This is a genomic window from Streptomyces sp. NPDC104309 (genome assembly GCF_055584025.1).
Genome location: NZ_JBVJMV010000003.1, coordinates 311,121 through 338,100 on the forward strand (window position 1 = coordinate 311,121; position 26,980 = coordinate 338,100).

The 26,980-nt window shown below is 71.4% G+C and carries 24 protein-coding genes and 1 tRNA gene; 10 read left to right on the top strand and 15 right to left on the bottom strand.

The features are described 5' to 3' along the window. Positions 1-62 precede the first annotated feature (62 nt). On the bottom strand, positions 63-842 hold the full coding sequence (locus ACZ68L_RS05490; protein ID WP_469574347.1) for an SDR family NAD(P)-dependent oxidoreductase: 780 nt from the start codon (positions 840-842) through the stop codon (positions 63-65). After that, positions 839-2,173, bottom strand: a complete 1,335-nt coding sequence (locus tag ACZ68L_RS05495) for an L-fuconate dehydratase (RefSeq protein WP_469574349.1) — start codon at positions 2,171-2,173, stop codon at positions 839-841. The genes ACZ68L_RS05490 and ACZ68L_RS05495 overlap by 4 nt, the downstream gene beginning before the upstream one ends. Before the next feature lie 255 nt (positions 2,174-2,428). On the opposite strand from ACZ68L_RS05495, the gene ACZ68L_RS05500 reads away from it, so the two are divergent. Continuing rightward, the gene (locus tag ACZ68L_RS05500) at positions 2,429-3,502 is read left to right on the top strand and encodes a PAC2 family protein (protein ID WP_469574351.1); all 1,074 of its coding nucleotides are present in this window, start codon (positions 2,429-2,431) and stop codon (positions 3,500-3,502) included. Between the two features lie 76 nt (positions 3,503-3,578). Here the strand turns inward: ACZ68L_RS05500 and ACZ68L_RS05505 are convergent, their stop codons facing one another. The 5 genes from ACZ68L_RS05505 to ACZ68L_RS05525 form a co-directional block, all read right to left on the bottom strand. Beyond that, complete coding sequence (locus ACZ68L_RS05505; RefSeq protein ID WP_469574352.1) at positions 3,579-6,629, bottom strand: NPCBM/NEW2 domain-containing protein; 3,051 nt, start codon at positions 6,627-6,629, stop codon at positions 3,579-3,581. A 125-nt stretch (positions 6,630-6,754) separates the two neighbouring features. Beyond that, positions 6,755-7,984: a cysteine--1-D-myo-inosityl 2-amino-2-deoxy-alpha-D-glucopyranoside ligase gene (gene mshC, locus ACZ68L_RS05510; protein WP_469574354.1), complete on the bottom strand. Its 1,230-nt coding sequence runs from the start codon at positions 7,982-7,984 to the stop codon at positions 6,755-6,757. Positions 7,985-8,139: 155 nt separating this feature from the next. Continuing rightward, positions 8,140-8,994 carry an SCO1664 family protein gene (locus ACZ68L_RS05515; RefSeq protein WP_469574355.1) on the bottom strand — a complete coding sequence of 285 codons (855 nt, stop codon included), beginning with the start codon at positions 8,992-8,994 and terminating at the stop codon, positions 8,140-8,142. Beyond that, the gene (locus tag ACZ68L_RS05520) at positions 8,958-9,548 is read right to left on the bottom strand and encodes a DUF3090 domain-containing protein (RefSeq protein ID WP_469574356.1); all 591 of its coding nucleotides are present in this window, start codon (positions 9,546-9,548) and stop codon (positions 8,958-8,960) included. Before ACZ68L_RS05520 ends, ACZ68L_RS05515 begins: the two co-directional genes overlap by 37 nt. 105 nt (positions 9,549-9,653) lie before the next feature. Then, on the bottom strand, positions 9,654-10,376 hold the full coding sequence (locus tag ACZ68L_RS05525) for a histidine phosphatase family protein (protein WP_469574357.1): 723 nt from the start codon (positions 10,374-10,376) through the stop codon (positions 9,654-9,656). 59 nt (positions 10,377-10,435) lie between these two features. On the opposite strand from ACZ68L_RS05525, the gene corA reads away from it, so the two are divergent. Next, the gene (gene corA, locus ACZ68L_RS05530) at positions 10,436-11,431 is read left to right on the top strand and encodes a magnesium/cobalt transporter CorA (protein WP_469574359.1); all 996 of its coding nucleotides are present in this window, start codon (positions 10,436-10,438) and stop codon (positions 11,429-11,431) included. A gap of 91 nt (positions 11,432-11,522) precedes the next feature. On the opposite strand, the gene ACZ68L_RS05535 is transcribed toward corA, so the two are convergent. Together ACZ68L_RS05535 and ACZ68L_RS05540 are read right to left on the bottom strand one after the other, a co-directional pair. After that, positions 11,523-12,311, bottom strand: coding sequence for a ferritin-like domain-containing protein (locus ACZ68L_RS05535; RefSeq protein WP_469574361.1), 789 nt, complete (start codon positions 12,309-12,311; stop codon positions 11,523-11,525). Between the two features lie 260 nt (positions 12,312-12,571). Then, entirely contained in the window at positions 12,572-13,621 is a 1,050-nt protein-coding gene (locus ACZ68L_RS05540; protein WP_376221481.1) for an LLM class F420-dependent oxidoreductase, read from the bottom strand. A gap of 140 nt (positions 13,622-13,761) precedes the next feature. Between ACZ68L_RS05540 and ACZ68L_RS05545 the strand changes: the two genes are divergently transcribed. After that, positions 13,762-14,745 carry an aldo/keto reductase gene (locus ACZ68L_RS05545; RefSeq protein WP_469574363.1) on the top strand — a complete coding sequence of 328 codons (984 nt, stop codon included), beginning with the start codon at positions 13,762-13,764 and terminating at the stop codon, positions 14,743-14,745. After that, positions 14,742-17,027 (top strand): helix-hairpin-helix domain-containing protein, encoded by a 2,286-nt coding sequence (locus ACZ68L_RS05550; RefSeq protein WP_469574364.1) that lies wholly within the window; start codon positions 14,742-14,744, stop codon positions 17,025-17,027. The genes ACZ68L_RS05545 and ACZ68L_RS05550 overlap by 4 nt, the downstream gene beginning before the upstream one ends. A gap of 58 nt (positions 17,028-17,085) precedes the next feature. Here ACZ68L_RS05550 and ACZ68L_RS05555 read toward each other — a convergent pair whose 3' ends face one another. Beyond that, positions 17,086-17,745 (bottom strand): hypothetical protein, encoded by a 660-nt coding sequence (locus tag ACZ68L_RS05555; RefSeq protein WP_469574366.1) that lies wholly within the window; start codon positions 17,743-17,745, stop codon positions 17,086-17,088. A gap of 47 nt (positions 17,746-17,792) precedes the next feature. On the opposite strand from ACZ68L_RS05555, the gene ACZ68L_RS05560 reads away from it, so the two are divergent. Beyond that, positions 17,793-17,981, top strand: coding sequence for a DUF5703 family protein (locus tag ACZ68L_RS05560; protein WP_030918345.1), 189 nt, complete (start codon positions 17,793-17,795; stop codon positions 17,979-17,981). A gap of 67 nt (positions 17,982-18,048) precedes the next feature. Here ACZ68L_RS05560 and ACZ68L_RS05565 read toward each other — a convergent pair whose 3' ends face one another. From ACZ68L_RS05565 to ACZ68L_RS05575, 3 genes are all read right to left on the bottom strand, one after another. Beyond that, positions 18,049-18,798, bottom strand: coding sequence for a chaplin (locus ACZ68L_RS05565; protein WP_469574368.1), 750 nt, complete (start codon positions 18,796-18,798; stop codon positions 18,049-18,051). A 138-nt stretch (positions 18,799-18,936) separates the two neighbouring features. Continuing rightward, on the bottom strand, positions 18,937-19,170 hold the full coding sequence (gene chpH, locus ACZ68L_RS05570) for a chaplin ChpH (RefSeq protein WP_469574369.1): 234 nt from the start codon (positions 19,168-19,170) through the stop codon (positions 18,937-18,939). A gap of 196 nt (positions 19,171-19,366) precedes the next feature. Then, positions 19,367-20,692 (bottom strand): M20/M25/M40 family metallo-hydrolase, encoded by a 1,326-nt coding sequence (locus ACZ68L_RS05575; RefSeq protein WP_469574370.1) that lies wholly within the window; start codon positions 20,690-20,692, stop codon positions 19,367-19,369. Positions 20,693-20,875: 183 nt separating this feature from the next. On the opposite strand from ACZ68L_RS05575, the gene ACZ68L_RS05580 reads away from it, so the two are divergent. From ACZ68L_RS05580 to ACZ68L_RS05600, 5 genes are all read left to right on the top strand, one after another. Further along, a tRNA-Leu gene (locus ACZ68L_RS05580) sits at positions 20,876-20,960 on the top strand. Between the two features lie 504 nt (positions 20,961-21,464). Continuing rightward, a complete protein-coding gene (locus ACZ68L_RS05585) occupies positions 21,465-21,695 on the top strand; it encodes a beta-galactosidase small subunit-related protein (RefSeq protein ID WP_469574371.1) in 231 nt (76 codons plus the stop codon). A gap of 41 nt (positions 21,696-21,736) precedes the next feature. Further along, positions 21,737-22,804 carry a hypothetical protein gene (locus ACZ68L_RS05590; RefSeq protein ID WP_469574372.1) on the top strand — a complete coding sequence of 356 codons (1,068 nt, stop codon included), beginning with the start codon at positions 21,737-21,739 and terminating at the stop codon, positions 22,802-22,804. Beyond that, complete coding sequence (locus ACZ68L_RS05595; protein ID WP_469574374.1) at positions 22,801-24,096, top strand: hypothetical protein; 1,296 nt, start codon at positions 22,801-22,803, stop codon at positions 24,094-24,096. Before ACZ68L_RS05590 ends, ACZ68L_RS05595 begins: the two co-directional genes overlap by 4 nt. Positions 24,097-24,211: 115 nt before the next feature. Then, a complete protein-coding gene (locus ACZ68L_RS05600) occupies positions 24,212-25,165 on the top strand; it encodes a pseudouridine synthase (RefSeq protein WP_469574375.1) in 954 nt (317 codons plus the stop codon). Here the strand turns inward: ACZ68L_RS05600 and ACZ68L_RS05605 are convergent. Beyond that, entirely contained in the window at positions 25,159-25,788 is a 630-nt protein-coding gene (locus tag ACZ68L_RS05605) for an MBL fold metallo-hydrolase (protein ID WP_469574377.1), read from the bottom strand. The genes ACZ68L_RS05600 and ACZ68L_RS05605 overlap by 7 nt on opposite strands. Further along, positions 25,788-26,873, bottom strand: coding sequence for an S-(hydroxymethyl)mycothiol dehydrogenase (locus ACZ68L_RS05610; RefSeq protein WP_469574378.1), 1,086 nt, complete (start codon positions 26,871-26,873; stop codon positions 25,788-25,790). The genes ACZ68L_RS05605 and ACZ68L_RS05610 overlap by 1 nt, the downstream gene beginning before the upstream one ends. Between the last annotated feature and the right edge of the window lie 107 nt (positions 26,874-26,980).

The window sequence follows — 26,980 nt, forward strand, 5'->3', positions numbered from 1 at the left end:
GGTGCGGCTCGGGCCCGTCCGGCGGATCAGGGCCGGACAGGCCCGGGACCGCGCGGCCCCGATCAGCTCTGGGCGGGGCGCAGGCGCAGTCCCTGCATGCCGCCGTCGACGGCCAGTGCCGTGCCGGTGACCGAGGCGGCGGCGGGACTGGCGAGATAGACGATCGCGGCGGCCACCTCGTCGGCGGAGACCAGCCGTCCCAGCGGCTGGCGGGCGTTGAGCGCCGCGCGCTCGGCGGCCGGGTCGTCGGCCTGGCCGAGCAGCCGGCCGATCCACGGGGTGTCCGCCGTGCCCGGGTTGACGCAGTTGACCCGGACGCCCTCACGGACGTGGTCGGCGGCCATCGCGAGGGTGAGCGAGAGGACCGCGCCCTTGCTCGCGCTGTACAGGGCGCGCTGCGGCAGACCGGCGGTCGCGGCGATCGAGCAGGTCTGGGTGATCGAGACCGCGCCGGGGCGTTCGGCCGCCGCACGCCGCAGATGGGGCAGGGCGTGCCGGGCGGCGCGGACCATGCCGAGGACGTTGATGTCCAGGACCCGGGTCCACTCCTCGTCGGCGTTGTCCTCGACCGTGCCGATGGAACCGATGCCGGCGTTGGACACGAGCGTGTGCAGGCCGCCCAGTTCGGCGGCGGCCCGGTCGACCGCCTCGCGCACGGCGTCGTCGTCGGTGACGTCCGCCTTGACGGCCAGCACGCCTTCGGGGGCGCCCGCGGTCTCCCGGTCGAGCACGGCCACCCGCGCGCCACGCGCCAGCAGCATGGTCGCGACGGCGGCGCCGATGCCGGAGGCACCGCCCGTCACCAGGGCGTTCATTCCCTCGAAGTCGCTTGTGCCGGTCATCGGGCAGCCTCCTCGGTGGTGCGGCGGGCCTGCCATACGGGGCCCTCCGGATAACGGTGTGCGGCGATCGACTCGGGGAGCATCCGGGCGGAGAAGCCCGGGGAGCTCGGGGCGGCGTAACGGCCGGACTCGATCACGGTGGGGTCGGCGAAGTGTTCGTGGAGATGGTCGACGTACTCGATCACACGGTTCTCCCAACTGCCCGAGACCGCCACATAGTCGAACATCGAAAGGTGCTGGACCAGCTCGCACAGCCCGACACCGCCCGCGTGCGGGCAGACCGGCACGCCGTACTTGGCGGCGAGCAGCAGGATCGCGAGGTTCTCGTTGACTCCGGCGACACGGGCCGCGTCGATCTGGACGAAGTCGACGGCCCCGGCCTGCAGCAGCTGCTTGAACACGACGCGGTTGGCCACGTGTTCGCCGGTGGCGACCTTGACCGGCTGCCCCGCGCGGACGGCGGCATGGCCGAGGACGTCGTCGGGGCTGGTCGGCTCCTCGATCCAGTGCGGCTCGTAGGGCGCGAGCGCGGTCATCCACTCCACCGCGTCGGCGACGTCCCAGCGCTGGTTGGCGTCGACCGCGATCCGGACGTCGGGCCCGACGGCCTCGCGGGCCAGGGCGAGTCTGCGGACGTCGTCGCCGAGATCGCCGCCGACCTTCAGCTTGATCTGGGTGAAGCCGTCGGCGACGGCCTCCTTCGCCAGCCTGACCAGCTTCTCGTCGGTGTATCCCAGCCAGCCGGGCGAGGTGGTGTACGCCGGGTAGCCCTCGGCGCGCAGCCGCTCGGCGCGCTCGGCCCGGCCCGGTTCGGCGGCGCGCAGGATCGCGAGGGCCTCATCGGGGGTGAGCGCGTCGGTGAGGTAGCGGAAGTCGACGAGGGAGACGAGCTCCTCGGGCGTCATCTCGGCCAGGAACTGCCAGACGGGCCGGCCCGCCCGCTTCGCCGCCAGATCCCAGGCCGCGTTGACGACCGCGCCGGCCGCCATGTGCATCACGCCCTTCTCGGGGCCGAGCCAGCGCAGTTGGGAGTCGTGGGTGAGCTCGCGGTGCAGTGCCGCGAGATCGGCCGCGGTGCGCGGCGCCGGACGCCCGACCACGTACGGCCGCAGCGCCTCGATGGCGGCGGCCATCACCTCGTTGCCGCGCCCGATGGTGAAGCAGAAGCCATGTCCCTCGAAGACCGCGCCGTCGTGCAGGGGTTCGGTACGCAGTACGACGTAGGCGGCCGAATAGTCGGGATCGGGGTTCATGGCGTCCGAGCCGTCCAGTTGTTCCGAGGTCGGAAAACGGATGTCGTGGACCTCGAAATCCGTGACGGTCTGACTCATGTGCGCCCCCAGGGGAATAACATCGGACCTCTGTTCTGGTCATCCGATGTATAGCGTCATGAAGGCCCCAACGTCCAGGGCTGGTACGAAATTGACTGGACACAGCTCGGATGTATTCACAATTGATGCCCTGATTCGATCGGTGATGCACCCTCGTGGCACAGGTTCACCCTGCTGTGCGCAGGGGCTGCGGCGAGAGTGGCCGGAAGCCGTAAGGTTGGTGCGTACGCAAGGGAACTTCGGAAGGAGGCCTGGGTGATCGAGCTCGAGGGGGTTCCCGAGCTGATCGACCCGGTCATGGTGGCCGCGTTCGAGGGATGGAACGACGCGGGTGACGCCGCCTCCACGGCGGTCGCGCACCTGGACCGGGAGTGGAAGGGCGAGGTCTTCGCGGCGCTGGACGCCGAGGACTACTACGACTTCCAGGTCAACCGGCCGACGGTCTGGCTGGACGGCGGGGTACGCAAGATCACCTGGCCGACCACCCGCCTCTCCGTGGTCCGTATCGGTGGGGAGAAGCCCCGCGACCTCGTCCTGGTCCGCGGTATCGAGCCGTCCATGCGCTGGCGCTCGTTCTGCAACGAGCTCCTGGGCTTCGCCCATGAACTGGGCGTGGAGATGGTGGTGATCCTGGGCGCACTGCTGGGCGACACCCCGCACACCCGCCCGGTGCCGGTCAGCGGGGTGACCTCCGACCCGGATCTGGCGCGGACCATGGACCTGGAGGAGACCAGGTACGAGGGTCCGACGGGCATCGTCGGCGTCCTTCAGGAGGCCTGCACGCACGCGGGCGTGCCCGCGGTGAGCCTGTGGGCGGCGGTGCCGCACTACGTGTCGCAGCCGCCCAACCCGAAGGCGACGCTCGCGCTGCTGAACCGCCTGGAGGACCTCATCGGTCTGCGTATCCCGCTGGGCGAACTGCCGGAGGACGCCCGCGCCTGGCAGCTCGGTGTCGACCAGCTGGCCGCCGAGGACGGCGAAGTGGCGGAATACGTGCAGACGCTGGAGGAGGCCCGGGACACCGCGGAGCTTCCCGAGGCGAGCGGTGAGGCCATCGCCCGGGAGTTCGAGCGCTATCTGCGCCGCAGGGACGTCGGTCCGGGACAGCCGCCCGGCGGGCACGCGACGGAGAGCGGTGACGCCTCGTATCTGCGCGACTCCTCCAGCGGCCGCAGCCGCCCGCCGAAGCCGGCCCGGCCGGATGCCGACGGCGTCACCGGCCCCGGATCGCCGCCCACGGGCGGGCCCGGCCGACGGCAGGCGGCCGACAAGGAGGACAGCGACGGCGAGGACCCGCAGGATTCGTCGGAGGACTCCTCGGAGGACTGACGGGACCGGTGGAGCGCCGGGCGGACGCACGCCCGGCGCTCCTGTGCTGTGCGGGTCGTTCGGCGACACCGGTCGTTCAGGAACAGGTGAACCGCGCCGCGGCCCAGTCCCCGTGGTCACCGGTCTTGGACCCATTGGTGTCCGTGACCTTCAGGTGCACATGGCGCGCACCGTCGAGCCTCACCTCGACCGGTACGGTCGCCGATGCCCCGGTCACCTTCGGCGAGGTCCACAGGACCTTGCCGTCCGCCTCGACGGAGAACGCCACTTCGCCGTAGCCGTTGATCTCGTCGTCGATCCCCACGTCCGCGGTGAAGGCGGTGCAGCGCCCTCCGAGATAGACCTCGATGTCGGAGTCGGCATGGGTGCCGATGCCCTTCTCGTACGTCTTGCCCGCGAGGGTCAGCGGGTGTCCGTCGGCCGCGCCGGACTCGCCGTTGCTGCGGTCCCGCTCGGCGGGGCCGTAGCCGTTGACCGACTTCAGCCACACCAGATCGCTCGCCCAGGCCTCACCGGTGGGCGGCGGTGGCATCACTCCGGCCGCGAACCGCTGGACGGTGGTGCGGGATTCGCCGGCCGCCCGGTATCGGGCGAGTGCGGTGAGCCGCGCCTCCCCCACCGTGGCGTCCTTCGCCGGGGTCACCGACACCTCGACCTGCCGGGTGGTGCCCGCCGGGATCCGGTCCACGGTCGCGGGCCGCGCGACCTGCCAGCCCTCGGGGACGTCCAGGGTGACCGCGGCGTCCGTGACATCGGCGCTGCCCGCCGTGACATCGACGGCGACGGTGCCCTCGCTACCGGCGCCGATCTCCTGCCCGGCCGGCGCGGAGACGACGGCCGTGGTCGCGGTGTTCCGCCCGCCGACCGCGCTCGTCTTCCGCAGCTTCACGGAGAACTTCTTGTCGGTGGAGAGCGGCAGGGTCTTGATCTTCACGACACCGCCGCGGTCGTCCTGGTCGTACCACCAGCCCTGCTTCGCCGCCTTGTACGCGGCCGCCGAAGTCAGCCGCGGCAGCTTGCCGTCGAGCTGGACCGCGCTCGGCGCGGAGCCGGTGTGCACGCTGAACTCGTACGGGCGGGTGCGCTGCTTGCCGGTGAACTGCCCCTCGCTCGCGCCGATCCGCACGGTGACGTCGCCCGCGCCCCGGAGCGGCGCCTTCACCTCGGCGGTCTGCGTGGCGTACTTGCCGTCGCGGTGCTGCCGGGTGACACCGTCGTCCTCGTAGAGCGTGAAGGACGACGTGCCCCGCGGGTAGATGTCCCAGGCGAGCGGCGAGTCGGCGGTGCGGTCCTGGTACGAGCGGATGCCCGGCCACATCGGCACACTGGCACCGCCCTTGACGAACAGCGGCAGGGTGTCGAGCGGAGCGCTGTAGTGGTCGAGGGTGGTCGGCCCCTCGTACGTGCGACCGCTCCAGTAGTCGGTCCAGGTGCCCTTCGGCAGATAGATGCCGTCGCGCTCGGCGCTGTCCTGGTAGACGGGCGCGACGAGGAAGTCCTCGCCGGACATGAACTCGTACTTCGCCGCGTCCGTCGCCGCCTTCGGGTCGTCCGGGTATTCGAGGACCAGGGGCCGGACCATGCCGACGCCGGTCTTCGTCGCCTCGTGCGCGTAGGAGTACTGGTAGGGCAGCAGCGACTCCTTGAGCTTGAGGTAGTCGCGGTTGATGGAGGTGTACGGCTCGCCGTACCGGAAGGGCTGCTTGTCGCTGGCCGCCCAGCCGTCCATGGTCATCGTGGTGCCGAGGAACATCTTCCACTGGAGGTCACGGGTGTACGTCTTGGCGCTGCCGCCGAAGATGCCGTCGACGTCGCCGGTGGTGTACGCGAGACCGGACATCGTGGCGCCCGCGTAGGTCGGGATCTGCCAGCGGATGTAGTCCCAGGTGCCGTACTGGTCGCCGGACCACTGGACGCCGCAGCGCTGCGCGCCCGACCAGCTCTCGGGAGCGTAGGTGAAGCCGCGGGCGTCGCTGTTGTCCTCGATGCCCTTGTACGCGTCCTTGCAGCCGTCGAGCGCGAACTTGTAGCCCTCGCCGATCCACGCGACATCGAGCTTCGCGACCCGCTGCCCCGCCTTGACCTGGTCGGCGATCTTCGCGATGCCGTCCTGCGTCCACAGACCGAGCTGCATGCCGCGGTCCTGGAGGCCCTTGGCGGTCTCGCCGAGGTTCTCGTAGCCGCAGCCGTAGCCGTCGTTGACGAGCATCCAGCCGTTCGGCATGTCGTGCTCGACGTAGCCGTCGGCGACCTTCAGGGAGTCCAGGGTGTGGCGCTCACCGCGGTTGGCGTTGTGGAGGTAGCAGTCGGCGTCGCCGATCTCCATGCCGTACACGGGCGGCAGGAAGGGCTTGCCGGTGAGCTTCGTGTACTGGCCGATGACGTCCTTGGCACCGTCGCCCGCGAAGTAGTAGGCGTCGAAACGCTTCTCCTTCGCTGTGGTGGTCACCGGGTCGGTGAAGGCGTACGTGTTCGGCGCGTAGGTGTTGCGGAAGACGCCGTATCCCGCCGAGGAGAGGTAGAACGGCACCGAGTTGGGGTGGCCGCCGTCGTCCCAGTTGTAGTCGACGCCGACCTCGACGGTCTTGTCGCGATGCGAGGTGTTGCCGCGTCCGTTCTGCATCCCGGCGCCGTAGAACTGCTCGTCGGCGCCGCGGTCCAGGGTCTGGGTGGTCTGCTTCCCGTCCCAGCTCAGCCCCTTGGCCTCGGACCAGACCCGGGTGCCGTCCGCGCGGTACAGCGCGAAGCGCAGGGGTGACTTGTAGGCGCGCAGGGTGACGCTGCCGGTGGAGAGTTCGTAGCGGTCGTCCCGCTCCTTCCACCGGGTGTGCGGCGGGGTGCCCTGCGGCAGGACGATGTCGTCGCCGGCCGGGTCGGAGAACGTGCCGTCCGGGGCGAGTTCGATCCGGAAGGTCTCGGCGGAGACGAAGCTGACCCGGGCCTCGGCGGTGCCGGCCCTCAAGCGGTAGACGGGACCGTCGGCGGAGAATCCGGTGAGGTCGCCGACCGTGGTGGTGGTGACCGGTTCGGCGGCGCCGGCCTGGGCGGCACCGGGCCCCGCGAAGACGGCGAGCAGCCCCAGCAAGGCTGCAACTGCCGCCGTTCTGATGCTCGTTGATGATTGCATAGAGCGCTTTTAGCGCAGCATCGAGCACTTGACCATGGACAAAACGGAACCGGCCCTGAACTTCGTCGAGAAGTCCAAGGCCGGCTCATCGGATGACGATCAGCGGAATGTCACCGCGCGCGGCACTACAGTGCGACGCCCAGCAACGCGTCGACGGTGCGGGAGACGAGGCCGGGTGCACCCTCGTCCGTACCGCCCCGGGCGTTCTGACGCTCGGCCCAGCGGTCCACGGCGGCCAGGGCGGCCGGTGCGTCCAGGTCGTCGGCGAGGGCCTCGCGGACCTCCTCGACGAGGGCCTCGGCGGGCAGTCCGTCGGGCCGGGAGACGGCGGAGCGCCACCGTCCGAGCCGCTCGACGGCATCGGCGAGCACCTGGTCGGTCCACTCCCAGTCGGACCGGTAGTGGTGCGACAGCAGGGCGAGGCGGATCGCCGCCGGGTCCACGCCCGCGCGGCGCAGCTTCGAGACGAAGACCAGGTTGCCCCTGGACTTGGACATCTTCTCGCCGTCCAGGGCGACCATTCCGGCGTGCACGTACGCCTGGGCGAACGGGTATTCGCCGGTCAGCACCTGGGCGTGCGAGGCACCCATCTCGTGGTGCGGGAAGGCCAGGTCGGACCCGCCTCCCTGGACGTCGAAGCCCATGCCGAGGTGGTCCAGGGCGATGGCGACGCACTCGATGTGCCAGCCGGGCCGGCCGGGGCCGAGCGAGGCCCCGTCCCAGCTCGGCTCGCCCTCACGGGCGGCCATCCAGAGCATCGGGTCGAGCGGGTTCTTCTTGCCGGGGCGCTCCGGATCGCCACCGCGCTCGGCGGAGAGCAGCCGCATCGCCTCGGCGTCGAGGTTGGAGACCCCGCCGAAGTGCGGGTCGGTCTCGATGGAGAAGTACACGTCCCCGTCGAGTTCGTAGGCGGCGCCGGCGTCCCGGAGCCGTTCGACGAGCGGGACGATGCCCGGTATCGCCTCCACGGCACCGATGTAGTGCTTCGGCGGGAGCATCCGCAGGGCGGTCATGTCCTCGCGGAACAGGGCCGTCTCGCGCTCGGCGAGCTCGGTCCAGTCCTGACCGTCGCGCACGGCCCGCTCCAGCAGGGGGTCGTCCACGTCCGTCACGTTCTGGACGTAGTGAACCTGCCGCTTGGTGTCGAGCCACACGCGCTGAACGAGGTCGAACGCGTTGTAGGTCGCCGCGTGACCCATGTGGGTCGCGTCGTACGGCGTGATGCCGCAGACGTAGATGCGGGCGACGGGACCGGGGTCAAGGGTGATCCGTCCGCCGGTCGCGGTGTCGTGGATCCGAAGGTCGCGGCCCTTGCCAGGCAGGGCGGGGACCTCAGAAGCGGGCCAGGCATGCATGCCACGAGCGTAACCGGATGCATGTTCCGGATACGAACCGGATACCGGATCCTGGCCGAAGAGGCCGTCTTGCGCTTCGTGGATCCATCTGCCTCGGGTACGGCGGCTCCGCCCCGTACGCCCGCTTCCCCGGCCCCGGACCGGCCTGCTGTCCTCTACACCGGCGGCCAGGGGATCGACGGCCATTCACCGCTCGGCTCCGGATGTCTTCCCGACGCCTTCAGCGCCTCCACGCGCCCCCGCAACGCCTCGATCTCGACGGCGGTGATCAGCTCGCCCAGCCGGGTGACGAGCGAGGTCCCGGGCTCCAGCTCCGCGCCCAGCCGGTCCACGACGCCGACGGCCTCGGCCGTCAACGGCTCCCCCGCCCACCCCCAGAGCAGCGTGCGCAGCTTGTCATCGGTGTTGAAGGTCACGCCGTGGTCGATGCCGTAGAGCCGGCCACCGGGCGCGGGCAGCAGATGGCCGCCCTTGCGGTCACCGTTGTTGATGACGGCGTCGAGAACCGCCAGCCGCCGCAGCCGCGGATCGTCCGCGTGCACCAGCAGGGCCGTCCTCCCCTCCCCGGTCTCGGCGAGGGCGACGGCCTTCCAGCCCTCCCCCGGCTCCTCGTCCTCGACGAGCGCGAGGAGCGGGGGCTCCCCCGCCTCGTCCGGCCCGTCGTCCCGCGGGGCCGCTTCGATCCACAGCTGGCACATGCCCTCGCCGTACGGCCCGTCCCGCAGCACGGTGGGCGGTATGAGCCCCCAGCCGGTCGCCTCGGAGATCTCGTACGCGGCCACCTCGCGCTGGGCGAGCGTGCCGTCCGGGAAGTCCCACAGGGGCTGTTCGCCCGCCACGGGCTTGTAGACGCAGGTCACTTCCTCGTCCTCGTGGGCGACCGTGCAGTAGAGCACCGCGTTGGACGCCCCGCGGACCTGACCGCGCACGGTGAGCCGTCCCTCGGCGAGCACGGTCACCAGTTCGGTGTCGGTCAGGCTCCGCGACGGTACCCGTTCTGGCGCGGGCATACGTGTCCTTCCGGGTCGAGCGGCAGGCTGCACAGCGGGCACGGCGGACGCCCGGCGTTCACGACGTCCAGGGCGCGCTTGGCGAAGGCACGGGCCTGCGCACCGCTGAGGCGGACCCGGAGCATCGGCGGACCGTTCTCCTCGTCCTGCAGCAGCCGCTCCTCGGCCTCCGCGAGATCCTCGGCGGAGTCCACGTCCAGCTCGACCAGCGCCTGTGCCTCGACGATCATGCGCTGTTCCTCGCCATCCCAGGCGAGGGCCATCGTGCCGACCCGGAACTCCTCCTCGACGGGCACGTCGAGAGGCGCGGTGTCGGTGACGTCCAGGGGTGCCACGGCGGGCACCGGAGAGTTTCCGCCGGTCCGCCGCACCACCTCGTCGAGCAGTTCGTCGATGCGCTCGGCGAGCGCGGCGACCTGAGTCTTCTCCAGGGCCACGCTGGTGACGCGTCCGCCTGAGGAGGCCTGCAGGAAGAACGTACGACGTCCAGGCAACCCGACCGTACCGGCCACGAAGCGGTCCGGGGGGTCGTAGAGGAACACCTGACGGGACACGTCCTGTCTCCCTTGAAAATTGACGGCAGATGAGGGGCGGCCGGGGTCCGGGGGATTCCCCCGGGAAAGGCGCCTACGGCGCGTCCACCCTACTGCGCGAAGCGATCACGGCGCCCCAGCGCCGCCCCCGACCGCCGCGTCCGCATCGCTCTCCGCCGCCGGACGCCGTCCCGGCTCCGTCCCGGCGGTGCTCTCACGCGGCGCCAGCGGGGCGAGATCCCCCGTGTCGCCCAGCCGCAGCAGGAAGGGCCGCAGCCTGGTGTAGCGGATCGCGGTGACCGAACAGGGGTCGGCGTGGATCCGCTGGAAGAGGTCGAGGTGCATGCCGAGCGCGTCGGCGACGAGGGCCTTGATGATGTCGCCGTGCGAGCACATCACATAGACGGCGTCGTCACCGTACTCGGACTCGATCCGCGCGTTCCAGTCCCGTACGGCGTCCACGGCACGCGCCTGCATGGCGCGCATGGACTCGCCGCCGGGGAACGCCGCGGCCGACGGATGCTGCTGCACGACGCTCATCAGCGGTTCGTCGGTCAGCTCCGCCAGCTTGCGTCCCGACCATGCGCCGTAGTCGCACTCGCTGATCCGCTCCTCGGTGTGCAGCACCAGCTCCGGCCGGGCGTCGAGGAGCGGCCGCAGGGTCTCCCGGCAGCGCTGCAGGGGACTGCTGACGGCGGCGGCGAGGGGCAGCTCGGCCAGCCGCCCAGGGAGCGCCGCGGCCTGTGCGGCTCCGCGCTCGTCGAGCGCGACACCCGGTGTGCGGCCCGCGAGCACCCCGGCCGTGTTGGCGGTGGAGCGTCCATGACGTACGAGGATCAGGGTGGGCATACGGGCCAGCGTAGGCCGCTGTCGCCGGAGGGGTGCGCCGGGGACCGCAGCAGGGAAGAATGCGCGCCGTGATTGTGGACTGTGCGATCTACCGGGACGGGCGTCGTACCGAAGGCCCCGCCGACCTCTCCGACGCTCTCGCGGAGGCACGGGCGACCGGTGACGCGTTCTTGTGGATCGGGCTGTACGAGCCGACGGAGAAGGAGGTCGAACGCGTCAGCAGCGAGTTCGGGCTCCATCCGCTGGCCGTGGAGGACGCCCTGAGCGCGCACCAACGGCCCAAGCTGGAGGTGTACGACGACTCGCTCTTCGCGGTCATCAAGCCGGTGGTGTACGAGCACCTGAGCGACACGGTCACCACCGACGAACTGGTGGCCTTCATCGGCGATTCGTTCGTCGTGACGGTCCGCCACGGGGAGGGCGCGCCGCTCGCCGCGGTGCGCCGCCGTCTGGAGGCGGAGCCGGAGGTACTCAAGCACGGGCCGACCGCGGTGCTGTACGCGATCAGTGACGCCGTCGTCGACCACTACATCGAAGTGGCCGGCGAGCTCCAGGTCGACCTGGAGGAGCTGGAGACCGAGGTGTTCGCGCCCACCGGCACCGTGGACACCAAGAACACCGCGTCCCGCATCTACACGTTCAAGCGGCAGATCATGGAGTTCCGCCGGGCCGCCGGGCCGCTGAGTGCCCCGATGGCCCGGCTGGCGAGCGCCGAGGTGCCGTTCGTCCACGAGCACTCGCAACCGTTCTTCCGTGACGTGAGCGACCATCTGACGCGCGCCAACGAGTACGTGGAGGGGCTGGACCGGCTGCTCTCGGACATCCTCTCGGCGCACCTGGCCCAGGTGGGCGTGCGGCAGAACGACGACATGCGCAAGATCTCGGCGTGGGCGGCGATGGCCGCCGTGCCGACGATGGTGGCGGGCATCTACGGCATGAACTTCGACCACATGCCGGAACTCCGCTGGGTGTGGGCCTATCCGGCGGTGATCCTGCTGATGGTCGCCGTGGTCTTCGGCCTGTACCGCCAGTTCAAACGCCGCGGCTGGCTCTGACGGAGGCCGGGCGCGGCGCCCGGCCCACGCCCCGCCGTACGACTCGGCTCGGGGCGGCCCGGAAAGGGATCGGAGGTCACCCGACAGCCTCTCAGGCGAACTCGTGGGCCTGTGCCGCGGGACCGCCCAGCGCGTCGCGCCGCTCGGGCGGCTCCAGACTCACCATGCGCCGCCACCCCACGAGCCGTTCGTACGCGTAGACCCCGTGGATCCCCGCAGCCAGTACGGCCGCCCTGGCCCGTGGCCAGTGCAGGATGCGGCCCATGTGATCCATCACGGCGAGGCTGACGTCGCGGTACACCCGGATCTCCGCGAGCGCGCACTCGCGGAGGATGCGCTGGATCGTACGACCGTGCCCGAAGCGGGCGAAGCGGAGCAACTCCTCGTGGCAGTACGCCAGGTGGTTGTCCTCGTCGTTCGAGATCATCTTCACCGCCCGCCCGACGTCGGGGTGGTCGGCGAAGTACTTGCGCAACAGCGTCATCTGCTCGGAGGCGCGCTGTTCGGTGACCCGGCTGTGCGCGAGGTAGGTGATGATGTCGCGCTCGGAGAGCTGTTCCCGGCGCCCCAGCTGCTCATGGGCGAGGCCGATGCCGCACTTCTCCAGCAGCATCGTGTAGTCGGTCTCGTGCGGAACCTCGACGGGCCGCAGTCCGCGCTTCCTCAGCAGCGCGTGGAAGATCCGGCCGTGCTTGTCCTCGTCGGCGCCGTGCCGCGCGATCTTGGGCGCCAGGGCACGCTGGCTCTCGGGCACGAGCTCCGCGATCCGGCCGTTCTCCCAGCCGCCCTGGGACTCCCCGCTGGCCGCGATGGAACAGAACAGCCGGAACGACTCGTCTTCGTCGAGAATCTCCTGGAACAGGTTCCTTGCCGAGAGCATCGCTGCCACCTCCGTACCGGCGTCACGCCCATCGCCAGTCAAATGCGGCGCGCCCACCCAGGCAACAGGAACGCCTCCCGGCTACGCCGGACGGGGCCGCTCCGGCCCGCCGCGTACGTCGACGCCCCGGCCCGCACACCCTTCGGCGTAACCCCGGGCGCCCGAACGCGTTGTCCCGTGCAACGGCCGTGGCGGGGAGGACCCCCGAGCCCCCACCACGGCCGTGGCGCCGTCCGGAGCCGCGGGGCCCGGTGCCGGCACTACGCGAGACCGGAACGCTCCAGCGCATCCGTACCGGCCCGCAGAGCCGCGATCCGCTCGTCGAGCGTGAAGCCGGCCGGGGCCAGGGTCAGCGTCGTGACACCCGCCGCGGCGTACGCCTGCATGCGCTCGGCGATCCGCTCGACCGGACCGAGCAGCGTGGTCTGGTCGATCAGCCGGTGCGGCACGGCGGCGGCGGCACCGCTCTTGTCGCCGGACAGGTACTTGTCCTGGATCTCGGCGGCTTCCTTCTCGTACCCCATGCGCTGCGCGAGCTGGTTGTAGAAGTTCTGCTTGCGGCTGCCCATGCCGCCCACGTACAGCGCGGTGTACGGACGGAACATGTCCGCGAGACCGTTGACGTCGTCACCGACGGCGAGCGGCAGGGTCGGGCAGACGTCGAAGCCCTCCAGGGTCCGGCCGGCCTTCTCCCGGCCCGCCCGCAGGTACTTCACGGCGGTGTCCTCAAGGTGCTCCGCGGAGGGGAAGATCAGCAGCGCGCCGTCGGCGATCTCGCCGGTCTGCTCCAGGTTCTTGGGGCCGATCGCGGCGATGTAGAGCGGGATGTGTTCGCGCTGCGGGTGGACGGTGAGCTTGATGGGCTTGCCCGGACCGTCCGGCAGCGGGAGCGTCCAGTGCTGTCCCTCGTACGACAGCCGCTCGCGGGACATCGCCTTGCGGACGATCTCGACGTACTCCCGGGTGCGGGCCAGCGGCTTGTCGAACTTGACGCCGTACCAGCCCTCGGAGACCTGCGGTCCCGACACGCCGAGGCCGAGCCGGAACCGGCCGCCGGAGAGCGAGTCGAGGGTGGCCGCGGTCATCGCCGTCATGGCGGGCTGACGGGCCGGGATCTGCATGATCGCGGAGCCGACGTCGATGGATTCGGTCTGGGCGGCGACCCAGGAGAGCACGGTCGGCGCGTCGGATCCGTACGCCTCGGCCGCCCAGCAGACGTCGTATCCGAGCCGGTCCGCCTCCTGGGCGACGGCGAGGTTGTCGCCGTCCATCCCCGCGCCCCAGTAACCGAGATTGATGCCGAGCCGCATAACCGCTCCCCTTACTGATCAGTAACGTCCCTGAGCTCCGGACTCTAGCGCGCGGCAACGTGATCCGGCAGGGGCGACTTGGTGCCGGGTTGTCCACAGGCCTCCGCCGAGTGGGGTTCTGGCCAGTAATCTCAGCGCCCATGGAGCAGAGGCATCTCGGCCGCACCGGCCTTCGAGTGTCCCGGATCGGGCTCGGCACCCTGACCTGGGGCCGGGACACCGACGAGCACGACGCCGCCGAACAGCTGAAGGCCTTCTGGGAGGTGGGCGGCACACTGGTCGACACGGCCGATGTGTACGGCGGCGGGGAGGCCGAATATCTGCTCGGGCGGCTCACCGAGGGCCTGGTGCCGCGGCACGATCTGGTCATCGCCACGAAAGCGGGCAGCGTGGCCGACCCGTACCGGCGGTTCAACGGCTCGCGCGGGCATCTGCTGGCCGCGCTGGACGCCTCCCTGGAACGGCTCGGCACGGATTACGTGGACCTGTGGCAGATCCACGCCTTCGATCCGGTGACCCCGCTGGAGGAGACCCTTCAGGCGGTGGACCTGGCGGTGTCCACCGGCCGCGCCCGGTACGCGGGGGTGTCGAACTTCTGCGGCTGGCAGCTCGCCAAGGCGGCGACGTGGCAGCTGGCCTCGCCCGGGGTGCGCACCCGGCTGGCCAGCACCCAGATGGAATACTCGTTGTTGCAACGGGGCGTGGAACGCGAAGTCCTGCCGGCCGCGCTCGATCTGGGGGTGGGGCTGCTGCCCTCCTCCCCGCTGGGCAGAGGAGTCCTGACCGGCAAGTACCGGACGGGCACTCCGGTGGACTCGCGCGGCGCCTCGGAACTGCTGGCCCCGTTCGTCGAGCCGTATCTCGACGACCCGGCGAGCCGCATCGTGGACGCGGTGGCGACAGCCGCCGACGGCCTGGCCACGACGGCGCTCCAGGTGGCTCTCGCCTGGGTGCGGGACCGGCCCGGAGTGGTGGCCCCGATCGTCGGCGCCCGCAACGCGCGGCAGCTCACGGAGGCATTGTCAGTGGAGGCGCTTAGTCTTCCTGACGAGATCTGCCAGGCGCTCGACGATGTGTCGGCGCCCGTGCACCGCTATCCCGACCAGGACTGGAGCACGCTGTGACTGCGCTTCCCCGGGGGGAAACCCCCGGCTCCCCGGCCGCCGACGACGCCGACGTCGCGGCCCTCTCCGCCGCCGCGCCCGCATCGTCCGCGCAGGACGAGGGTCACGAGGCGGACGAGGGATCGCCGACGGCCGATGACTCCGCCGCCGAGGAGACGGACGGCGGCACCGCCACAGGCTCCGGGGCGGACGAGGACGAGGCAGCGGAAGGGGCCGCCGAGTCCGGCACGGCGTCCGCCGCCGACAGTGCCGTGGAAGGTGCCGCCGACGCCCCCGCACCGCTCTCCGAGGCCGAGGCCGAGCTGGCCGCCCAGCGCGAGCTCCGGGAGCGGATCGAGAAGCGCAAGGCCGAGAAGGGCGGCCCCATCGCCGCCGGTGCGAGGCTGAGCGGCCAGGCGGCCGATCTGCTCGCGGCCGTGCGTGCCGTCGAGAGCGGCGAGAAGCCCGCTGCCGCGTTCTTCGACTCGCCCGCGCCCGCCGCTCCCCGCCGGGCCGCCCCCGCACCGGCCCGCCCCCGCACGCCCGAGCGGGCCCCGGCTCCGCAGGGCGCCTCACCGGAGGCCGTGGCCGCCACAGCCGCCGTGCTGGCCGGGGGCGGGGCTCCCGGAGCGCTGGCGGGCCCGGCTGCCGAGGCGCTCGGTGAGCAGGCGGGCGACGCTCTGCGCGAGGACCCCTGGCGACTGCTGACCGTGCCGGGGGTCAGGCCCGAGCAGGCCGACGGGTTCGCCCGCGCCCTGCTGGGCGCCGCGTGCGGTCCCGACGACGAGCGGCGGACCGCCGCCCTGGTCGGCTGGCTGCTGGAGCGGGCCGCGCTCCAGGGCCATACGGCGCTCGACGCGACGGCGGTTCGTGCCGCACTCGCCGAGCACTCGGTGACCGACCCCGAGGCGGCCGTCCGGCACGCCGTCGCCGAGGGCGTCGTCCTGGTGTTCCAGGACGGCGGGGACGACGAGGACGTCCAGGATGCCGAAGCACCCGCGGGCCCCGGCGAGGACGCCGAGGAAGGCGCGCGGGAGCCGGTACAGGTGCTGCTCGGTCTCGATCGGTACGCGCTCGCCGAGGAGAGCCTCGCCGACGGTCTGGCCCGGCTCGTCAACGCCTGCGAGAAGGACGCCGACTGGACGGAGGCGGCCTCGGCCGCGGTCTCCCCGTCGGCGGCCGAGCTGATCCGTGCGGTCGCGGCCCACGGCCTGGTGGCGCACACCGGCGGCGAGGCCGCCAGGGCCGAACCCGCCGCGCTGCTCGCAGCGGCACGCGGCCTCGGACTGCGTGCCCTGGGCGCCGTGCACAACGTCGGCGGCAGGCACCGGCTGGCCGAGGCGACCGGCGACCCGTCGGCGGCCGTCACCCTTGCCGGGCTGCTCTCCGGCACGGAGGGTCCCGGCCGGGACGAGGAGGGTGCGATCGCCGTCGACCTGCTCGTCGTGCTGGACGCCCCGCAGCTGGACGTCGAGACCGCCGCGATCCTCGTGGAGTCGCTGGCCGACGGCACCCGGCTGGTCCTCAGCGGCGACCCGGGCGTACTGGGCTCGGCCGGTGCGGGACGGGTGTTCGCGGATGTGCTGGCGGCCCGCGCCTGCCCGCAGATCGTGTCCCGTACGCCGGATCCCGGACCGATCGGCGAGCTGGTCTCCGGCATCGGCATCGGTGAGCTGAACCAGGTCGAGGCGCCCGGCAAGGAGGTGGTGATCGTTCCCGTGCGTGACGCGGGCGAGGCGGTGCACCGCACCGTGCAGCTGGTCGCCGACTCGGTGCCGCGCGCCATCGGCGTACCGTCGGCCGACACCCAGGTGATCACCGTCGGCCACGGCGGCTCGGCGGGCACCCGGGCGTTGAACGCGGCGCTGAAGCAGCGGCTCAACCCCGGTCCGGGGCGGTTCGGCGGCTTCGACCCCGGCGACCGCGTCGTCCACGTCCCGACGCCGGGCAGGACCGTGCCCGGGGTAGTCGTCTCGGCCGACGCCGAAGGCCTGCACCTGGACTGCGCGGGCACGAAGACCGTCGTGCCCCAGGGGCGCGTGGAGTCGTCCGTACGCCACGGCTGGGCCCTCAGCGCCCATCAGGCGGCCGCGATGCGCTGGCCCGCGGTGGTCGTCGTGCTGCCGGGCGACGCCGCGCAGGCTCTCAGCCGCCCCTGGGTGTACACCGCCTTCAGCCGTGCGGAGCGGCATCTGTCCATCGTGCACGGGGTGGATCAGGCGCTCCAGCGCGCGGTCGCCCAGTCACCGGCCCAGGACCGCACGACGCGACTGCGCACCCTGCTGGAGGCACCGGCCCGCTGACCGGGCCGGGCACCGTCCCCCACCGCCGGACGGGCCCTGGGCCCGTCCGGCGAACGGCTCAGGAGCCGTCCACCACCAGGCCCGCCGGCTCGTCGTCCGACTCGTCCTCGTCAAAGACGGCGCTGACGTCGAAACGGCAGACCACGAGCTCGGGATCGGCTTCGTCGAACGGTGCGCCGAGCCACTCCCCCGCCTCGGGAAGCTCCTCCGCCGCCGTGACCCAGAGCGTGGAGTCACCCTCCTCCAGACCGAATTCCGTGTGCCGGGAAGCGATCTCGTCCGGTTCGTACTCACCGAAGAGCACTCCGAGCGCCGCGTGGACGCTGGAGCCGACCACCGCGGCGCTCCCGCCGGCGCGGTCGTCCGGATCGAGGTCGGCGATCCGCTGGGCCTGCGCGAGCAGGCGCGGCGGCTCCGCCACCGCGTAGTCGCGCCGGATCAGCACGCTGAGCGCGTTCGGCTCCTCGGGGCCGGTGTACGGCGGCAGGGAGTCCTCCGCACCCGGGATCTCGAAAGGAGTGACCTCGTCGTAGCGGTCGTAGAGCAATTCGTCGTAGAACTCGGCAGCGGCGGCCAGTGCGTTGAACGCCTCGTAGACGGCGGGATCGTCGTTCCCGGTCCGGCGTTCGACCGCATCGAGGTGACGGTCGAGCGCGGCTTTGATCGCTTCGGCGGCGGCACGTACCTCGGCAGCGGTGGGCTGCGCAGCATCAGACATAGTGCAGACGCTATCCGTACACGGGCTCTGCCCGCACAATAGATGCGATGCCGGAATACGAATTTGTCGATGTGTACGTGCCGCGCGGGGTGTCCCGCAAGGAGACGGCCCGCCTGCTGACCGACCACGCCGAGTACGGGCACTGGGAGTTGGACCGACTGACCCTGCGCCGTGACGGCAGCCGCAGGGTGCGGCTGCGCCGACGGATCATCCGCCAGCTCCGGGCCACCTGGTGAGACGGAGCGGGCCCCGCAGTCGCGGGACCCGCTCCCTTCGCCCTGCTCGCGTCGCCGGCCCGGTCCGTTACGCCGCCATCCGGGCGCGGCGGTAGAGAACCGTGCCCGCACCCGCCAGCAGCAGGCCCGCACCGGCCGGAATCAGCAGGTCGAGCCCGCCCGCTCCGGTGTGTGCGAGCTGTGCCACGTTCTGTACCTCGGGCGCGTTCGGCACGGTTCGCGGCCCCGGTGCCGGCGGCTTGTGCTCGGTGACCGGGGTGACCGGGGTGACCGGAGTGCCGACCGGCGGTGTGACGACGTCCGTGCCGTTTCCGCACGCGTTACCGGTGGCAGGGTTGAGCAGTCCGCCGATGGTGACGCTGTTCCCGCAGGCGTTCACGGGGATGTCGATGGGCACCGCGATGTTGTTGCCCGAGAGCACACCGGGCGAGCCCTGCGCGACCCCCTCGGCCATCGCCCCGCTCCCGGCCTCGCTCGTGACGGCCCGGTGCTTGCCGGTCCCCGCCCGGTGGGCCTGGGTCCGGTCCCCGGACACCTGGTTGCCCGCGGCGTGCCGGCCCGGCACGGCGCTGTGCGAACCGTTTCCGCAGGCGTTTCCCGCCGCCGGGTTGAGCAGTCCCACGACGCTCACGGAGTTGCCGCAGACGTTGACCGGTACGTGGACCGGGATCTGGACCGAATTCCCTGAAATCACCCCCGGGGAATTCGATGCGCCGCCGGACGCTCCCGCGTCGGCGTGCGCGTAGCCGCCGCTCAGCGCGAGCACGCCGCCCGCGGCCGCCACGGTGATCAGGCCTTTACGCGTGACCTGTCGCATAGGTTGTTTCCTGCCTTCTACCTTCCGGAATACCCCCGGACTTGACCGTGCGGGGGCGGAGTACCCAGCGGCCCCGGAGCGCATGGCGTGCACTCCGGGGCCGACCGGATTCAAACCCTTACGGGTTGACGCACAACGTCAGGCGTTGATGCAGGTGTTGCCGAAGGCGGGGTTCAGCAGCCCGATCACGGAGATCGTGTTGCCACACGCGTTCACCGGCACGTGGATGGGCACCTGGATGACGTTGCCCGAGATCACACCGGGGCTGCCGACTGCGGCACCCTGAGCACCGGAGTCCGCGACGGCCATGCCCGCACCCGCGAGCACCAGACCACCAGTGACAGCCGCAGCAGCGACGACCTTCTTGATCATTATTCCTCCTAGTTGGCAATGCGGTCCCAGCCGCGGACCGCATCACTTGTAACGAGGAAGAGGTAATCGGGCTACGAGCGTATGGTTCCTTTCACTCGTTCCGGTCAAATGCGCACACGCGGACGATTGTTGACTCGGAAAACCGCCGGAGAATCACCGGAAGACCGGCTGAGCACCGCAACCGGGCGGCGGAACCTCAGCAGTTGTCGATGAAACGGTCGAGCACCCGCACACCGAACTGCAGACCGTCCACCGGAACACGCTCGTCCACACCGTGGAACATGCCCGCGAAGTCGAGCTCCGGCGGCAGCTTCAGCGGGGCGAATCCGAAGCAACGGATACCGAGGTCGTCGAAGGACTTGGCGTCGGTGCCACCGGAGAGCATGTAGGGGACCGCACGGGCGATCGGGTCCTCGGCCTTGAGGGCGATCTGCATCGCGTCGACGAGCGAGCCGTCGAAACTGGTCTCCAGCGCCTTGTCCCCGTGCACGTCCTCGCGCTTCACCCGCGGGCCGAGGATCCGGTCCAGGTCGGCCAGGAACTCGTCCTCGAATCCGGGCAGGAAACGGCCATCCACATGGGCGGTGGCCTGTCCGGGGATCACGTTCACCTTGTACCCGGAACCGAGCATGGTGGGAGCCGCGGAGTTGCGGAGCGTGGCGCCGATCATCTTGGCGATGCCGCCCAGCTTGGCGAGCGTGGCATCCATGTCCTCCGGGTCGAGCGGGGTGCCGAGCGCGTCGGACAGCTCGTCGAGGAAGGACCGTACGGTCTTGGTCACCCGGACCGGCCACTTGTGCCGCCCGAGCCGTCCGACCGCCTCGCAGAGTTCGGTGATCGCGTTGTCGTCGTTGGTCATCGAGCCGTGACCGGCGGTGCCGTCCACGGTGAGCCGCATCCAGTGCATGCCCTTCTCGGCCGTCTCGACGAGGTAGAGCCGCAGCTTCTCGTTCACCGTGAAGGAGAAACCGCCGACCTCGCCGATCGCCTCGGTGACGCCCTCGAAGAGGCCCGGGTGCTTGTCCACGAGGTACCGCGCGCCGTACGTGCCGCCGGCCTCCTCGTCCGCGAGGAAGGCCAGCACGATGTCACGCGGGGGCTTGCGCCCGCTGCGCATCCGGTCGCGGACGACCGCGAGGGTCATCGCGTCCATGTCCTTCATGTCGACCGCGCCCCGGCCCCACACACAGCCGTCCGCGACCTCGCCGGAGAACGGGTGATGCGTCCAGTCGTGGGCATTGGCCGGAACCACATCGGTGTGGCCGTGGATCAGCAGGGCGGGCTTGGACGGGTCCTCGCCCTCGATCCGCGCCACGGTGGAGGCCCGGCCCTTGTGGGACTCGAAGATCTGCGGCTCCAGCCCGACCTCGGCGAGCTTCTCCGCGACGTACTCGGCGGCGCCCCGCTCCCCCGGTCCCGAGTGGTCCCCGTAGTTGCTGGTGTCGATCTGGATCAGCTCACGACAGAGGTCCACGACCTCGTCCTCGCCCGAGACGGTCCGGGCCGCGTTGGTCTCGCTCACACTGGTTCCTTCCACTGTCGCTGAGGTGCTCCTCCTCATCCTCCCGCGCCCGGCCCGCGCACCCAAGGCCCCCCACCCCCCGTCATGCGCCCTTCACACTCCCCCTGGCGTGATCGAGCACCCCCGAATGTTTGCTATTGTTTTCCACGTCGGAACGGGCCGGGCCCGCGAGACAGACACCTTGTCCGGGTGGCGGAATGGCAGACGCGCTAGCTTGAGGTGCTAGTGCCCTTTATCGGGCGTGGGGGTTCAAGTCCCCCCTCGGACACAGAGCAAGTGCCGATCAGGAGAGATCCTGATCGGCACTTCTGCGTTGTACCCGCACGACCGCCCGCAGGCCCGGCCGGGCAACCCTCGTTGAATCGGTTCACCGCACCGGGGGCCCATGAGCCGTACGCACACGCCCGCCCTGCCCCGGTGCAGGGCATACGAGGACATGGGTTCCGGTTCGCGCGCGGGCTGGAGCCGCGAGCCCGTACGCCGGGTCGGGTGCCGAGCGGATCGCGCCGAACGGGGCGTGGCGCTTCCGGCTCTCGCCGGGCGCCGCCACCGGGGAAGGGTCGTGCTCAGGGCCCGGTTTCGACGCTTCGGAGTGGGGAATGGCCGCGGCCCTGGCACTGGGTGCCGCAAGGGGCCGGCGGGGCTCCCGCGTACACCGATGCGGCGCGCCCCCCTCCCCATCGATCCGCCTCGGATGCCGTCCGGGATTCCGGCCGGGGATCACCCGCGGGCCTTCCATCCGCCGGGCGGACATCCTGGGGACGGCGGGGTCGTGCTGCGGTTCGATGCGGCGCAGCGCGTAGCGGAGTTGCGGGCCGGCGCGACCGTGCGGGTCGATCCGGGCCACGCGGTGCGGGGCGTCGGTTCGCAGTCGTGCGGGCCGTGGGTGCTGTCGGAGTACCGGCTCGACGCGGCGGCCGCGGAGTTCTCCTTCGTGGTCGGGGTGTTGGGCCACACCGGGCGGGCAAGGCCCGGATCCGCCCCCGGAGAGCGGTCGACGTAGCATCGGGGCTTTGCGCGATCTTCGTACTTCGCAAGGGGGAAATGATGGGCGGCAGTCGCAGACGGCGTGGCGCGCTCCTCGCCGGGGCGGTCGCCGGGGCGGTGCTCGTCTCCGGCATCGGGCTGTGGGCGACGGACAGTTGGCCTTTCCGGGACAGCTACTGCTGGGGCGCGTGGAAGCAGGACAGCGGTGCGGCCTTCCTCGGTGACGGCGGTGTCGCCAAGTCCGGCTCCGAGCGGCGCGCCACCGAGTCCGCGCCGCCCTCGGCCGGACGTCACCACGCCCGCTGCACGGTCGCGGTGACCTCCACGGTCCCGGACGACGACTCGGACGAGCCGCTCAGTTTCAAGGAACAGGTGACGGTCGAGTACGGTCCGGTTCCCACCGGGGTCGCGGAGCATCGCGCCTGGATGGCCCGGTACTTCCACAGCTCGGCCTCCCGACTGCCCGACGGGCTCGACGGGTTGGTCGCCGGTGACCGGGCCATGCTGGTGCTGCCCGGCAGTTGCGACGTGGACGGCAGGCCGTCCACGGTGACGATCCACAGCGAGAGCACCGGCGACGGCCATCTGGGCAGAGTGAACATGCCGTTCACGATCGGCAGCCGGTACGACGTCACCCGGATGCTGCTGGACGCGGCCAACACCGGTATGCGTGAGGCCGGTTGCGCACCGGACAAGCCGCTGCGCGCGACGTCGCCCATCGTGACGGTCGCCGAGGACGACGAGACCGCCGGGTACCCGCTGTGCCGGATACCCGGGCTGACCTTCGAATTCAGCCAGGGCTCCCGGTACCGGGAGCAGGTGGGGGTGGTCGGCGAGCGCCTTCAGACCTGTTCGGTGGTGTGGCGCACGCGAGGGGAGCCCGACGAGCCCGCGGCGCAGTACGTGATGGCGGGCGAGCCGCGCATGGTCGCGCTGTTCAAGGGGCTTCCCGAAGGTGCCGACAAGGGACTCGTACGCACCGAGTGCCATGGGCGGCAGACGGTGTTCTACGGAAACGTCCAGTCGGGGCTGAAGGGCACGGGCAGCCACGACCGGCGGGTGTTCATGAACTTCACCGAGTCCGTGAGCAAGCGCATCGGGTGCGGGACCGGTGAGGTCGCGTGAACGGCGAAGAGACCACAGAGGGCAGGTCATCGGCAGTGGACGACGAGCAGACCCCGGTTCCTCGGGAACGGGAACAGCCCTCGGCTCCTCAGGAAGCCGAAGACTCGGCTCCTCAGGAAGAAGAACGGGAAGAGCGGGGGGAACAGGCGCAGGAGCCCCGGCCCGGCCCGTCCCCCGAGCAGCAGCCCGCTCCTCCCGGGCGCCCTCCTGTACTGCGCCGCCTGTTCCGCAGCCGCACCGCCCTCGCCGTCACCGCCGCCGGTCTGGTCGGCGCGCTCCTCGGCGCCGGTGCGATGGCCTGGCGGACGGACACGCTCCCGCTGTTCGGTCCCGCCCCCTGCTGGGACTCGCTCGGCGACACGACCATGTCGGACCTCTTCGGCGACCGCAGGACCGAGACCGAGGAGCAGTCCCTGCACGCCAATCCGCGCGGTCTCGGGCCGTCGTACGGACAGTGCCGCATCACCAGCTACAAGGACGGCAATCCCCGCCGACAGGTGACCCTGCGGGTGCACGAGCTGGACGGTCTCCGGGGCACCGACGCGCACGAGTGGCCCCGGGAGTTCCTCGCGGCGGGCATGGTGTCGCTCGGCGACGGGCTGCCCGGGATGACCTCGTCGTCGCGCGCCTGGCTGGCGCTGCCGCAGAGCTGCACGGGCCGGGACAAATTCACCGGTCCCCTCGTGGTGGACATCGGCATGGGACTGGCCGGACTGGACGACGGGTCGGAGTACGACCGGAAGGACCGCGCCGCCCTGACCCGCGCGGTGGTGGAGGCGACCAATGGGGTCATCCGCGAATTCGGCTGCTCCGGCACCTACCGGATACCTCGCGCCCTGCCCGCCCGCGTGGACCGGCAGGACACGAGAACCAAGGCCTTCTGCGGCGTCAAGGGCCTCACCGTCCCTGCGGCGTACCGCAAGGCTCTGACGCAGACTCGCGCCGGCGACGACGGCGGGCCCGCCCGGGTCTGCGAGGCGAGTGGGGGCTACGAACCCATCGTGCGGATGACCACCGTGACGGACCCGGCACTGACCGAGATCTTCTCCGGGGAGACGCGCAAGGCCGGTCTGCCTCTCAAGGGCTCCAAGGGGTTCGGTCGGCTCGACGGATCGCGGGCCGTCTACCGGGCGAGCTGCCAGACCGGGCCCGTGATCTTCATGGTGGAGCAGCTGGATCAACCGACGGACGAGGGCTTCGGCCTCACGCGTGAGCTGCTGCCCGGCTATGTCGCCGCCGAGGCCGAGCGCATCGGGTGCGGCCCGGAGAAGGTGACGCTGCCGAACGCCTGAGTCCGGGGTCAGGGCCCCGCCGGGCGGGCGGAACGGGCGATACTGTGCGGACACCCCAGCAGAGGATACGAGGAGCCCGCACCATGCTCACCGCCGTACCGGTCGGCGCACTCCGATGAGGGGGCGCGCGAAACCCCCCGCGGCGCCGCTGCCGCAGCGGGACGGGATCGATCCGGTCCGGCTGCGCCTTCCCGAGGATCCGGACGGGCGGTGGGCGACGGTCCGCGATCATCTGCTGGCACGGTTCGCGGGCGCGATCGGGGCGGCACGGGTGGACGCCATGTTCACCGAGGGCCGGTTCGTCTCCGTGCGCGGCCCGGTGTCCGCCGACGAACCGTACGCCGTGGGCGAGTACATCTGGTTCCACCGGGACTTCGCGCCGGAGGAGCCGGTGCCGTTCCCGGTCGGTGTGGTCCACCGCGACGCGCATCTCGTCGTCGCCGACAAGCCGCACTTCCTGGCGACGACGCCGCGCGGCCGGCACATCACCGAGACGGCGGTGGCCCGGCTGCGCCGTGAGCTGGACCTGCCCGAGCTGCAGCCCGCGCACCGGCTGGACCGGCTGACCGCGGGCCTCGTCCTCTTCGTCGTCCGGCCCGGGGAGCGGGGCGCGTACCAGACGCTGTTCCGGGACCGGCTGGTGCGCAAGGAGTACGAGGCGGTGGCACCGTACGATCCCGGCCTGGCCTTCCCGCGCACCGTGCGCAGCCGCATCGTCAAGGAGCGCGGCGTCATCGCCGCCCGCGAGGAGCCGGGCGAGCCGAACAGCGAGAGCCGGATCGAGCTGCTGGAGCACCGGGAGGGACTGGGCCGCTACCGCCTGCTGCCCGCCACCGGGCGCACCCATCAGCTGCGGGTCCACATGAACGGCCTGGGACTGCCGCTCGTCCACGACCCGGTCTACCCCGTGGTCCGGCCGGAGGGTGCGACCGACGACTGGTCGCACCCGCTCCAGCTCCTCGCGCGGTTGCTGGAGTTCACCGATCCGGTCACGGGCGAGCCGCGCCGCTTCGAGAGCGGGCTGCGGCTCTCCGCGTGGCCGGACCCGGAGAGCCGCCGTCCTCAGTGACCGCGGGCGATCCATTCGTCCAGATGCGGGGCCTCCGCGCCGATGACGGTGGAGTCGCCGTGTCCGGTCCGGACCGTGGTCTCCGGCGGAAGGCTGAGCAGCCGGTCCCGGATGGAGTCGACGATGGTCGGGAAGTGGGAGAACGACCGCCCGGTGGCGCCCGGCCCGCCCTGGAAGAGCGTGTCGCCGGTGAAGACGGTGGACAGCTCGGGGGCGTACAGACAGACGGCGCCCGGGGCATGACCGGGCGTGTGCAGGACCCGGAGCGTCGTCCCGGCGATCTCCAGCTCCTGCCCGTCGGCCAGTTCGCCGTCCGGGGCGCGGTCCGGGTGGGTCTGCTGCCACAGCGGCAGGTCGTCGGGGTGCAGCAGGATCGGTGCGCCGGTGGCGTCGGCGAGTGCCGGGGCCGCGTCGATGTGGTCGTTGTGCGCGTGCGTGCAGACGATGGCGCGCAGCGTACGGCCGTTCAGCGCGGACTCGATGGCGGCGGCGTCGTGGGCGGCGTCGATGACGATCGCCTCGCTGTCGTCGCCGACGATCCAGACGTTGTTGTCGACGTCCCACTCCCCGCCGTCGAGGGCGAAGGTTCCGGAGGTGACGAGGTGGTCGATGCGGGCGGCCATCAGAGGATCACCACCGAGCGCAGCACGTCGCCGCCGTGCATCCGGTCGAAGGCCTGCTCGACGTCGCCGAGGCCGATGGTCTCGGTGACGAACGCGCCGAGGTCGATCCGGCCCTGCTGGTGCAGGTCGATGAGCATCGGGAAGTCGCGCGAGGGCAGGCAGTCGCCGTACCAGGAGGACTTGAGCGAGCCGCCGCGGCCGAAGACGTCGAGGAGCGGCAGTTCCAGCTGCATCTCCGGGGTCGGGACGCCGACCAGGACGACGGTGCCGGCGAGGTCGCGGGCGTAGAAGGCCTGCTTGTACGTCTCCGGGCGGCCGACCGCCTCGATGACGACATCCGCGCCGTTGCCGCCGGTCAGGGAGCGGATCGCCTCGACCGGGTCGGTGGAGCGGGAGTTGACGGTGTGCGTGGCGCCCATCGTCTTCGCCGTCTCCAGCTTGCGGTCGTCGATGTCCACGGCGATGATCTTCGCCGCGCCGGCCAGCCGCGCACCCGCGATCGCCGCGTCACCGACGCCGCCGCAGCCGATCACGGCGACCGAGTCGCCGCGCCCGACCTGCCCGGTGTTGATGGCGGCGCCGATGCCCGCCATCACGCCGCAGCCGAGCAGCCCGGCGACGGCCGGGGAGACCTCCGGGTCGACCTTGGTGCACTGACCGGCGGCGACCAGGGTCTTCTCGGCGAAGGCGCCGATACCGAGCGCCGGTGACAGTTCCGTGCCGTCGAGCAGGGTCATCCTCTGCTCGGCGTTGTGGGTGTTGAAGCAGTACCAGGGGCGGCCGCGCAGACACGCACGGCACTGCCCGCACACGGCACGCCAGTTGAGGATGACGAAGTCGCCGGGCTCGACGTCCGTGACGCCCTCGCCGACGGACTCCACCACGCCCGAGGCCTCATGGCCGAGCAGGAACGGGAAGTCGTCGTTGATGGCGCCCTGCTTGTAGTGCAGATCGGTGTGGCATACGCCGCACGCCTGGATCTTCACCACGGCCTCGCCGGGGCCCGGGTCCGGGATCACGATCGTCTCCACCCGTACCGGCTCGTTCTTCCCCGGTGCGATGACCCCTTGCACCTGCTGCGACATACCGTGGTCTCCCTGTTTCCGTCATTTCGCGAAGATCGAACACGAACAACCGTACGCCCCGCGAGGGTGTCACGGCGGCGCGCCGCAGTGGCGGGAAACGACTGCCG

What these genes read in the sequence shown, in the direction of transcription:
- corA (WP_469574359.1), top strand. Translation starts at nt 10,436, where the DNA reads ATGCGCGCCGTGATTGTGGACTGTGCGATCTACCGGGACGGGCGTCGT.
- ACZ68L_RS05600 (WP_469574375.1), top strand. Translation starts at nt 24,212, where the DNA reads ATGAGGGGGCGCGCGAAACCCCCCGCGGCGCCGCTGCCGCAGCGGGAC.
- ACZ68L_RS05495 (WP_469574349.1), bottom strand. Translation starts at nt 2,173, where the DNA reads ATGAGTCAGACCGTCACGGATTTCGAGGTCCACGACATCCGTTTTCCG.
- mshC (WP_469574354.1), bottom strand. Translation starts at nt 7,984, where the DNA reads ATGCATGCCTGGCCCGCTTCTGAGGTCCCCGCCCTGCCTGGCAAGGGC.
- ACZ68L_RS05490 (WP_469574347.1), bottom strand. Translation starts at nt 842, where the DNA reads ATGACCGGCACAAGCGACTTCGAGGGAATGAACGCCCTGGTGACGGGC.
- ACZ68L_RS05515 (WP_469574355.1), bottom strand. Translation starts at nt 8,994, where the DNA reads ATGCCCGCGCCAGAACGGGTACCGTCGCGGAGCCTGACCGACACCGAA.
- ACZ68L_RS05525 (WP_469574357.1), bottom strand. Translation starts at nt 10,376, where the DNA reads ATGCCCACCCTGATCCTCGTACGTCATGGACGCTCCACCGCCAACACG.
- ACZ68L_RS05535 (WP_469574361.1), bottom strand. Translation starts at nt 12,311, where the DNA reads ATGCTCTCGGCAAGGAACCTGTTCCAGGAGATTCTCGACGAAGACGAG.
- ACZ68L_RS05605 (WP_469574377.1), bottom strand. Translation starts at nt 25,788, where the DNA reads ATGGCCGCCCGCATCGACCACCTCGTCACCTCCGGAACCTTCGCCCTC.
- ACZ68L_RS05565 (WP_469574368.1), bottom strand. Translation starts at nt 18,798, where the DNA reads ATGCGACAGGTCACGCGTAAAGGCCTGATCACCGTGGCGGCCGCGGGC.
- ACZ68L_RS05505 (WP_469574352.1), bottom strand. Translation starts at nt 6,629, where the DNA reads ATGCAATCATCAACGAGCATCAGAACGGCGGCAGTTGCAGCCTTGCTG.
- ACZ68L_RS05540 (WP_376221481.1), bottom strand. Translation starts at nt 13,621, where the DNA reads ATGCGGCTCGGCATCAATCTCGGTTACTGGGGCGCGGGGATGGACGGC.
- ACZ68L_RS05560 (WP_030918345.1), top strand. Translation starts at nt 17,793, where the DNA reads ATGCCGGAATACGAATTTGTCGATGTGTACGTGCCGCGCGGGGTGTCC.
- chpH (WP_469574369.1), bottom strand. Translation starts at nt 19,170, where the DNA reads ATGATCAAGAAGGTCGTCGCTGCTGCGGCTGTCACTGGTGGTCTGGTG.
- ACZ68L_RS05545 (WP_469574363.1), top strand. Translation starts at nt 13,762, where the DNA reads ATGGAGCAGAGGCATCTCGGCCGCACCGGCCTTCGAGTGTCCCGGATC.
- ACZ68L_RS05555 (WP_469574366.1), bottom strand. Translation starts at nt 17,745, where the DNA reads ATGTCTGATGCTGCGCAGCCCACCGCTGCCGAGGTACGTGCCGCCGCC.
- ACZ68L_RS05590 (WP_469574372.1), top strand. Translation starts at nt 21,737, where the DNA reads ATGATGGGCGGCAGTCGCAGACGGCGTGGCGCGCTCCTCGCCGGGGCG.
- ACZ68L_RS05610 (WP_469574378.1), bottom strand. Translation starts at nt 26,873, where the DNA reads ATGTCGCAGCAGGTGCAAGGGGTCATCGCACCGGGGAAGAACGAGCCG.